We start from the raw sequence: 998 nt of genomic DNA, 5'->3' as shown, positions 1-998 counted from the left end.
AATACCCTCTCCGGACACGAAGCGCTGGTCCGCTGGCTTCGCGGCCATGACGTGAACCGTGCCCATGTCTGCATGGAGTCCACCAGCACCTACATGGAAGACGCGGCCGCGCATCTGAGTGATGCCGGGTATACCGTGTCCATCATCAACCCCGCCCTCAGTAAAGCTTTCGCACAGAGTGAGGGGTTGCGCAGTAAAACTGACAAAGTGGACGCCCGTATGCTGGCTCACTTCTGCCGGGAAAAACGCCCGTCAGCCTGGGAGGCCCCTCATCCGACAGAGCGGGCACTGAAAGCCCTGGTGTTAAGGCATCAGGCGCTGACAGAGATGCAGACGCAGGAGAAAAACCGACGGGAAACCGCGCCGGAGGTTCAGCTGGCCAGCATTGACATCCTGCTGGGATGTCTGAGCGCGGAGCTGGCACGTATCGAAAAACAGATAAAAGACCTGACGGATAACGACCCGGATATGAAACGACGGCGGAAGCTGCTGAACAGTATCCCGGGCATCGGGGAGAAAACAGCGGCTGTTCTGCTGGCGTATACGGGCCTGAGGCTGAAGTTCGGTACAGCGCGGCAGTTCGCGGCGTATGCAGGACTGACGCCGGTGCAGCATGAGTCGGGCAGCAGCGTGATGCGGGCGAGCCGGATGAGCAAAGCGGGGCCGGTTCAACTGCGCAAGGCCTTATACATGCCAGCGTTATCGGCGCTGTACCATACGGCGTGGGGAAAAGCGTTCAGGAAAAGGCTGGAAGAGAGCGGAAAGCGGGCAAAAGTCATCATAGGGGCGATGATGCGAAAGCTGGCGCAGGTGGCTTATGGAGTACTGAAGTCAGGAAAGGCGTTCGATGCCTCACAGCATGAGCTGTTGATAGCGTAACAACGTTCCCTGAGAAAAAACGACAGCACCAGAGAGTGCTGTCGTTGGTGTGCCTGTCATCCGGGAGCCGGAGAAAGTATCGGCAACTAAAAATGGTTGCAGGCGTTCACAGTATCTAC

1 protein-coding gene is annotated in these 998 nt (G+C 57.9%); it reads left to right on the top strand.

Going from position 1 to position 998, the window contains the following annotated elements:
* A partial coding sequence (locus ABLU88_RS16290; RefSeq protein ID WP_102804086.1) for a transposase occupies positions 1-879 on the top strand: 879 nt, incomplete at its 5' end.
* Between the last annotated feature and the right edge of the window lie 119 nt (positions 880-998).

The sequence above is a fragment of the Klebsiella sp. GW_Kp182 genome (assembly GCF_040062275.1).
GTDB classification, from domain to species: Bacteria; Pseudomonadota; Gammaproteobacteria; order Enterobacterales; family Enterobacteriaceae; genus Klebsiella; species Klebsiella michiganensis.
This window is presented reverse-complemented; position numbering and strand designations above follow the sequence as displayed.